This window comes from Nitrosomonas oligotropha, assembly GCF_009833085.1.
Taxonomy (GTDB): domain Bacteria; phylum Pseudomonadota; class Gammaproteobacteria; order Burkholderiales; family Nitrosomonadaceae; genus Nitrosomonas; species Nitrosomonas oligotropha.
The window spans coordinates 36,266-44,336 of record NZ_QRBZ01000006.1 but is presented as its reverse complement, the minus strand read 5'-3'; the positions used below and the strand labels follow the sequence as shown (position 1 = coordinate 44,336).

9 protein-coding genes are annotated in these 8,071 nt (G+C 50.1%); 4 read left to right on the top strand and 5 right to left on the bottom strand.

Translation table 11 applies throughout. From position 1 onward, the window contains the following. Nucleotides 1-75 precede the first annotated feature (75 nt). Genes rpmG through radC form a run of 3 tightly spaced genes read right to left on the bottom strand, consistent with a single transcriptional unit; the run spans nt 76 to nt 1,236 of the window. Nucleotides 76-231 (bottom strand): 50S ribosomal protein L33, encoded by a 156-nt coding sequence (rpmG, locus tag ABD07_RS02865; protein WP_013966630.1) that lies wholly within the window; start codon nt 229-231, stop codon nt 76-78. Nucleotides 232-266: 35 nt separating this feature from the next. Continuing rightward, entirely contained in the window at nt 267-503 is a 237-nt protein-coding gene (rpmB, locus tag ABD07_RS02860) for a 50S ribosomal protein L28 (protein ID WP_108698254.1), read from the bottom strand. A gap of 58 nt (nt 504-561) precedes the next feature. Then, nucleotides 562-1,236: a RadC family protein gene (gene radC, locus ABD07_RS02855; protein ID WP_108698253.1), complete on the bottom strand. Its 675-nt coding sequence runs from the start codon at nt 1,234-1,236 to the stop codon at nt 562-564. 209 nt (nt 1,237-1,445) lie between these two features. On the opposite strand from radC, the gene coaBC reads away from it, so the two are divergent. The 3 genes from coaBC to ABD07_RS02840 are packed head-to-tail and all read left to right on the top strand — an operon-like array spanning nt 1,446 to nt 3,549. Then, nucleotides 1,446-2,663: a bifunctional phosphopantothenoylcysteine decarboxylase/phosphopantothenate--cysteine ligase CoaBC gene (gene coaBC, locus ABD07_RS02850; RefSeq protein ID WP_160817035.1), complete on the top strand. Its 1,218-nt coding sequence runs from the start codon at nt 1,446-1,448 to the stop codon at nt 2,661-2,663. Then, entirely contained in the window at nt 2,660-3,109 is a 450-nt protein-coding gene (gene dut, locus ABD07_RS02845; RefSeq protein ID WP_132426271.1) for a dUTP diphosphatase, read from the top strand. Before coaBC ends, dut begins: the two co-directional genes overlap by 4 nt. Further along, nucleotides 3,109-3,549 carry a DUF192 domain-containing protein gene (locus ABD07_RS02840; protein ID WP_160817034.1) on the top strand — a complete coding sequence of 147 codons (441 nt, stop codon included), beginning with the start codon at nt 3,109-3,111 and terminating at the stop codon, nt 3,547-3,549. Before dut ends, ABD07_RS02840 begins: the two co-directional genes overlap by 1 nt. Nucleotides 3,550-3,560: 11 nt before the next feature. On the opposite strand, the gene ffh is transcribed toward ABD07_RS02840, so the two are convergent. Next, complete coding sequence (ffh, locus tag ABD07_RS02835) at nt 3,561-4,910, bottom strand: signal recognition particle protein (RefSeq protein ID WP_108698250.1); 1,350 nt, start codon at nt 4,908-4,910, stop codon at nt 3,561-3,563. Between the two features lie 140 nt (nt 4,911-5,050). Between ffh and ABD07_RS02830 the strand changes: the two genes are divergently transcribed. Further along, complete coding sequence (locus ABD07_RS02830; RefSeq protein ID WP_160817033.1) at nt 5,051-5,893, top strand: cytochrome C assembly family protein; 843 nt, start codon at nt 5,051-5,053, stop codon at nt 5,891-5,893. 59 nt (nt 5,894-5,952) lie between these two features. Here the strand turns inward: ABD07_RS02830 and ABD07_RS02825 are convergent, their stop codons facing one another. After that, complete coding sequence (locus ABD07_RS02825; RefSeq protein WP_160817032.1) at nt 5,953-8,058, bottom strand: RelA/SpoT family protein; 2,106 nt, start codon at nt 8,056-8,058, stop codon at nt 5,953-5,955. Between the last annotated feature and the right edge of the window lie 13 nt (nt 8,059-8,071).

Sequence of the window (8,071 nt, the reverse complement as noted above, 5' to 3'; positions counted from 1 at the left end):
ATTGACTGAACGGAAGTTGCGCAATAAAAAAACCCGCTACGGCGGGTTTTTTTATTGCGCTCGTTGTTGCTGGTATTATTTGAGCTTTGTTTCTTTGTACTTAACGTGTTTCCTTGCAACAGGGTCAAATTTCATCAACTCCAATTTCTCGGGCTTTGCACGTTTGTTCTTGGTTGTTGTATAAAAATGTCCCGTACCTGCCGAGGATTCAAGTTTAATTTTTTCACGCATAATGCTAACTCCTTAACTGACCTGTGGTTAGTTTCTTAAATGCCTTTACCTTCAGCGCGCAATTTTGCCAATACCGCGTCAATACCATTCTTATCGATAGTACGCAATGCAGCATTAGTTAATCGTAAACTAATCCAGCGGCTTTCGCTTTCAACCCAAAATCTGCGGCGTTGCAAATTGGGCAGGAAACGCCTTTTAGTTTTATTGTTTGCGTGAGAAACATTATGTCCTGACATTGGCTTTTTGCCAGTTATTTCACATACTCGTGCCATGTTAGCGCACTCCAGAATTCTTAGAAACGAAGATTATATCCTGATTCGCCTGATTAACTCAAATTAAATCATTCTCTGCAAATGAGAAAGCAGTGCCATTGCCTACGATAAAGTGATCCAATACTTTAACATCGATCATGGCTAATGCTTGTTTCAAGGATTGAGTTAATACTTTGTCTGCATGACTGGGCTCAGCAACCCCGGATGGATGATTGTGCGCGAAGATTATTGCGGCGGCGTTATGATGTAAAGCACGCTTGACCACTTCTCGCGGATAAACGCTGGCTTGTGTCAGTGTGCCGCTGAACAACTCTTCACTGACGATCGTATGGTTTTTGGCGTCGAGAAAAATGCCGAGAAATACCTCGTGCTGTTTGTTTGCCAGGCTTAAGCGCAGGAAATCCCGGACCAATCCGGGAGAATTCATTGCATCGCCGCTTTTCAACTCCTCGTTGAGTGAGCGCCTAGCCATTTCTAATACGGCTTGCAGCTGTGCATATTTTGCAATACCCATTCCCGGTATTTGGCAGAAACTGGTTTGACTGGCAGCGAATACATTGGTTAAGCTGCCAAAATGTGAAAGTAATTCCCGCGCGAGATCCACGGCACTTTTACCCGTGATCCCGGTGCGCAGGAAAATCGCCAGTAGCTCGGTATCCGAAAGGGCAGTAGCGCCTTTTTGTAATAATTTCTCGCGTGGCCGTTCGGATACCGGCCAATTGGTAATCGCCATAGTGAATTGCTGTGTCATGTAAAATAAGAATCGCTGCCGGTAGTCAAAGATCGCTTGCAACCTGACCCAAAACAGCGGCAGTGGTAACTGATAGCGGCACCGGACGCAGCCGTATTGAGTAGAATAGATAAGTCATGTGCCGGGTTGTCTATTATTTCTTGATTTTAGTATATTGATTGGACTAAGTTTATTTTGGAATTTTGCTTATGATGGCCGCATATGCGTCTTCTGCATCGAAAAAACGTGTAGTACTGGGGGTAACCGGCGGTGTAGCCGCTTACAAAGCAGCGGAATTGGCCCGTCTGCTGACGCAAGGCGGAATTGATGTGCAAACGGTTATGACGCAAGCTGCTTGCCGTTTTGTCGGCCCCGTCACTTTTCAGTCTTTGACCGGCAATCCTGTCTATACCGATCTATGGGATACCAATGCCCTGCATAATATGGCGCACATCAACCTGTCCCGCGATGCCGATATGATTTTGGCAGCACCGGCCAGCGCGGATTTTATCGCCAAACTGGCCCATGGCATGGCCGATGATCTGCTGACGACACTGTGTCTGGCGCGGGATTGTCCTTTGATGGTAGCGCCCGCAATGAACCGGCAAATGTGGGAGAATCCGGCGACCCAGCGCAATTTATCCCTGCTGCGGCAAGATGGCATAACAATAGCTGGTCCAGCCAGCGGTGAGCAAGCCTGCGGTGAAATAGGAATGGGGCGCATGCTGGAAGCCGATGAACTGGCCGAAGCCGTGCAAATGATTCTTCAAACCGCTCCGTTGTTGCAGGGCAAAAGAGTTTTACTGACCGCAGGCCCTACATTTGAAGCGATCGATGCAGTGCGAGGAATATCCAACCGCAGTTCCGGAAAGATGGGCTACGCCATTGCACAAGCGGCAGCAGAGGCCGGTGCAACCGTTACGCTTATTTCCGGACCGGTATGCTTGGCGCCGCCTGCCGTCAGCCAATTCATCGCAGTGGTCGGCGCCGAGGACATGCTGCGTGCAGTGCAAGCGGAAATAGCGCAAGCCGATATTTTTATCAGTGTGGCTGCCGTTGCGGATTACCGCGCAGCCCAGCTCAGTCAGCAAAAGATAAAGAAATCTGCTGGCAAACTACTGTTGGAGCTGGTTCCTACCGTGGATATACTGGAAACGGTGGCAAATTTGCCGAAACCGCCTTTCTGCGTCGGTTTCGCAGCGGAAACAGAGAATCTTGAAGAGAACGCGGCAATAAAGCGGCGCAAAAAGAATGTGCCGCTAGTGGTGGCTAATTTGGCGCAGGACGCGATCGGTTCCGATGAAAGCGAATTGATTTTATTGGATGGCGCCGGTAAGCACGTTCTTCCCAAAGCATCTAAAATAGAGCAAGCACGGCGTTTGATCAAACATATTCATCTGCTATACAACCCACTGAATAAAAAAGAATGAAAAAAATCGATATTAAAATTCTGGACGCGCGTTTGCACGAACAGCTTCCGGCCTATGCTACGCCAGGTTCAGCCGGATTGGATTTGCGCGCCTGTATTGAGCAACCGATGACGATCAATCCGGGAGAAACCAGCTTGATCCCAACCGGCATTGCGATCCATCTGGCCGATACCGGGCTGGCGGCGTTGGTATTGCCGCGCTCAGGACTCGGTCATAAACATGGCATTGTCCTGGGTAATCTGGTCGGACTGATTGATTCGGATTATCAAGGACAGATTCTGGTCTCGTGCTGGAACCGGGGACAGACCTCATTCCAGCTGAATCCGCTGGAACGCATCGCGCAGCTTGTGATCGTTCCCGTGATTCAGGTTGAATTCAACCGGGTGGACAGTTTCGATCAAAGTCACCGCGGCGAGGATGGGTTCGGCAGCACCGGCAAGCATTGATGCGCTGGTTTGCAATACAACTGACTGTGTTGGGATGGCTGCCTGTCAGTGCTTATTGCGCTGAAGTCAACGTTATTCCATTGACAATATCCGGCTATGAAATTGCTGCGGAAGTGGCGCATACCCAGCTATCGCGCTCGCAAGGCTTGATGTACCGCGAATCGCTGGAAGAAAACACCGGTATGCTGTTTGTTTTTCCGAGCAGCGGCTATTACAGCATGTGGATGAAAAATACTTATATTCCGTTGAGCGTTGCTTTTATCGATGTGCGCGGTGTCATTCTGAATATTGCCGAAATGCAGCCGGAGACGCTGACATCGCATGATGCGGCGGGAGTGGCGAAATATGCGCTGGAAATGAATAAAGGATGGTTCGCGGCAAGAAAGATAACGGCAGGCGCCCAAGTCACCGGGCTGGAACGGGCGCCCGCTGCCGATTAATCAGCGTTTCCTTAATGCATGCGCGGCATCATACCTTTGAGCCCGCGCATCATTTTAGAGATCCCGCCTTTATTCATCATCTTCATCATTTTCTGGGCTTGCTCGAATTGCGCTAGCAGGCGATTGACCTCTTGCACGGTAACACCCGCACCCGCCGCGATGCGGCGCTTGCGCGAAGCTTTGAGAATTTCCGGTTTTTTTCGTTCCTGCTGAGTCATGGAATTGATAATGCCCACTGTGCGGTGAATGATTTTGTCATCCACTTTAACGTTTTGCGCGGCCTGGCTGAATTGCGCCGGCAGTTTATCCATCAACGCGCTCATACCGCCCATCTTATGCATTTGCTGAAATTGCGCTTTGAAATCATTCAAGTCGAACGACTTGCCTGATTTCATTTTCTTCATCAGTTTTTCGGCTTCTTCCTGATCGGCATTGCGCTGCGCTTCTTCAATCAACCCCAGCACGTCACCCATGCCGAGAATACGCGACGCCATCCGGTCCGGATGGAAGATTTCAAGTCCGGTTAATTTTTCCGCGACACCGGCGAATTTAATCGGTTTGCCGGTGATGTGCTTGACCGATAAGGCCGCGCCGCCGCGTGCGTCACCATCGAGTTTGGTGAGAATGACGCCGGTTAACGGTAGCGCATCAGAGAATGCCTTGGCGGTGTTAACCGCATCCTGCCCCTGCATTGCATCCACGACAAACAAGGTTTCGATCGGTTTCAGCAATGCTTCCAGCTCGCTGATTTCCTGCATCATGGCTTCGTCGATACCTAGCCGGCCGGCCGTGTCGACGATCATGACTTCATGGTGATGCCGGCGCGCAAAATCCAATGCGGCTGCACCGATCTCGCCGGGTTTCTGTCCATCTTTAACCGGGAAGAAATCGGCGCCGGTTTGCTGGGCCAGCAGTTCCAGCTGGTGAATCGCGGCCGGGCGGTAGATGTCACAAGACACTAACAGTACCTTCTTTTTCTTGTTCTCCATGATCCACTTGGCCAGCTTGCCGCTGCTCGTGGTTTTACCGGCGCCCTGCAATCCCGCCATGAGAATGACGGCCGGGGGAACAGTTGCAAGATTAATATCGGTTTTTTCTCCCCCCATAATGGCGATTAATTCCTGATACACTACGCCGACTAAGGCTTGACCGGGGGTGAGGCTGCTCATGACGGCTTGGCCGACGGCTTTTTCTTTAATGCTGGCAATGAAATCTTTGACGACCGGTAAAGCGACATCGGCTTCCAGCAGCGCCAGGCGAATCTCGCGCAAAGCATCCTGGATATTGCTTTCCGTAAGCCTTGCTTCTCCGCGCAATGTTTTAATGACGCCACTGAGCCGGCTTGTCAGGTTATCAAACATACTGTAGACCTCATAAAATAAGATGAATTTAGAACTATGGGCGTATCCGGGATTAACAAATTCCGGGTGAGTACTTTGAATTTGTTAACGTGCCATGTAGACTTAACAGTTATTTCTGCATTTTAAAACTGATACCCTCAATGACCAGCATTTTAACTTATCCTGCAGCTTTTTTGCTTTATATACTGATCGGTTGGTATTTTTGGCGCACGACCTGGGGGCAATCTTCATTGCCCGCAAATGACCGTGCGCCCGTATCGGTCACCTGGATGCATTATGCCATGCTTATCCCTTTGTCATTGCATGCCATCACACTTTATCAGTCGATGTTTGCCGGCGCGGGATTGAGTTTCGGGTTAAGCAATGCAATTTCAGTGATTGTTTGGCTGACTGCCTTTATTTACTGGTTCTCGGGATTTTTTCAACGACTGCAAGGATTGCAAACGCTGGTTGCGCCCGTTGCCGCAGCTTCCGCTGTTGCGGTTTTATTGCCGCTGTTTTTTCCATCGTTGCGGACACTCGAGAATACCGAATTGCCGGCATTCAAAGCGCATTTGCTGGTCGCCATGATGGCTTACAGCCTGCTGACCATCGCAGCACTGCATGCCTTGCTGATGACCGTGGTGGAACGCCAATTGCATCATCCGGCCGCGCGTTCGGTGCTGACGAATTTGCCGCCGCTGCTGGCGATGGAAAAATTGTTGTTTCACATTATCTGGGTTGGTTTTATTTTATTGACGCTGACGCTTCTAAGCGGCGTGGTGTTCTCCAAAGAAGTGTTTGGCCAGCCTTTGACTTTCTCACATAAGACATTGTTCGGTTTTATTTCCTGGGGAGTGTTCGCCGCGTTGCTTACCGGAAGGCAGTTCTACGGCTGGCGGGGGCGAATTGCGATTCGCTGGACGCTGGCGGGATTTATCACCTTATTACTTGCCTATATTGGCAGCAAATTCGTGCTGGAGATTATACTGAGCCGTTATTAGCAGGATTTGCGAGTGCGGCGTGAATTCAAGCGGGTAGTATTGCTACTGTGTAAACAATATCAACCTTTCGTGCGGCTGATTTTCGCGACTTCCCGCAGGTGTCTCAAACTGCGCATAACCCGGGCGAGGTGATGCCTGTTGTTGACTTGCAGAATAAAGCGCATGTGCATGAAGTCGTCTTCGCTTTCCATGGCGATATCGTCAATATTCGATTCGGCTTTGGCAATTTCAGCGGCAATCCGTGCCAGCACGCCTTGTTTATTCGCTGTCGTGACCTTGATGGCGGCCTCGAAGGTTCGCGCGATGTCTTTACCCCAAGCGACATCCAAATAATTCTCCGGATTCTTCTGAGTGCTCGTGACATTAGCGCAATCATGTGTATGGATGATCAATCCGGAATCCTTTTTGATCACGCCGATAATGGCGTCTCCGGGAATAGGGCGGCAACATTTGGCGAACTGAACGGTAATTCCCTCGGTTCCCAATATCGTGATCGGGCCAGCTTTCTGTGCAGGTGAGATGGACTCCGCGGGAGAGGCCAGGCGTTTCGCCACGACGGCCGGGAGTTGTTTACCCAGCGCCATTTCGGCCAGCAATTCCTCTTTGGATTTGACGCCACTGTCGCGTACTAATTTTTCCCATTGCGCTTCGGTGATCGCATCCGGATTCATGTTAAAGGATAGCAGTGCCTGATTTAACATGCGTTCGCCTAGTTTGACCGATTCGTCATATTGGATGGTTTTGAGGAAATGACGAATATGCGAGCGCGCTCTGCCGGTTGCGACATAACTGAGCCAAGCGGGATTGGGTTTGGCGTATGGGGCGGTGACGATTTCAACCCGGTCACCGCTTTTTAGCTTGGTGCGCAAAGGCGCATTTTCACTGTTAATTTTTACCGCAACGCAACAATTGCCGACATCGGAATGCACGGCATAAGCAAAATCGACGGCAGTCGAACCTCTTGGCAGGGAAAGAATTTTTCCTTGCGGGGTGAAAACGAAAACGTCGCCTGGAAATAGATCAATTTTGAGATGCTCCAGGAATTCCATGGAATCCGTTGAATCGCTGAGCGTTTCCAGCAGACTCTGCAACCACTGACTGGTTTTTAACCGCAGATCATTGAAATCGCCATCCGAACTTTTATAGAGCCAATGCGAAGCGACGCCGTTTTCGGCAATCCGGTGCATACTGGCGGTGCGGATTTGTATTTCAATCGGTATGCCGAACGGGCCCAGTAATGTGCTGTGCAGCGATTGATAGCCATTGGCTTTGGGGATGGCAATATAGTCCTTGAACTTACCGGGGATGGGCTTGTATAAGCTGTGCAGCATCCCTAATGCCACGTAACAGGACGGGATATCCTTGACGATCACACGGAATCCGTAAATATCCAGCACTTCGGAAAATGATAGACGTTTCTCCACCATCTTCATGTAAATACTGTACAAATGCTTTTCCCGGCCGGTCACATCGGCATCCAGCCCTGCTTCTTTTAATTTCAGATTGATCGCGTCGAGAATCTTACCCACGACTTCACGCCGGTTGCCGCGCGCTGCTTTGGTTGCTTTTAACAGCACCCGGTAGCGCAGCGGGTAAGAATGGCGGAAACCCAGTTCTTGCAGTTCCTGATAAATATTATTCAGTCCCAGCCGATGCGCGATCGGAGCATAAATTTCCAGGGTTTCGCGGGCAATGCGGCGTTGTTTTGCCGGCAGCATGACATCAAGTGTTTGCATATTATGCAATCGGTCCGCCAGCTTGATGAGTATGACCCGTACATCGCGCGCCATGGCCAGCAGCATCTTGCGGAAATTCTCGGCTTGCGCTTCTTCTTGCGTCTGGAATTCGATTTTGGTCAGTTTGGAAACACCGTCGACCAATTCTGCGACGGGTTCGCCAAATCTTTCGCTGATTTCGGCTTTGGAAATATTGGTATCTTCCACTACATCGTGCAATAAAGCGGCTGTCAGCGTGGGCGCGTCAAGATGAAGCTTGCTCAGGATTCTCGCGACCGCGACCGGATGGGAGATATAAGGCTCGCCGGACTTGCGGAATTGGCCGGAATGCGCTCCTTGGCCGAAAGAATAGGCGTTTCTAAGTTGAGTAATATCCTCCGGCTTGAGATATTGCGATGTTTCTGTGAAGAGCAGTTCTGTTTCTGGCATAGAGTTTTATAAA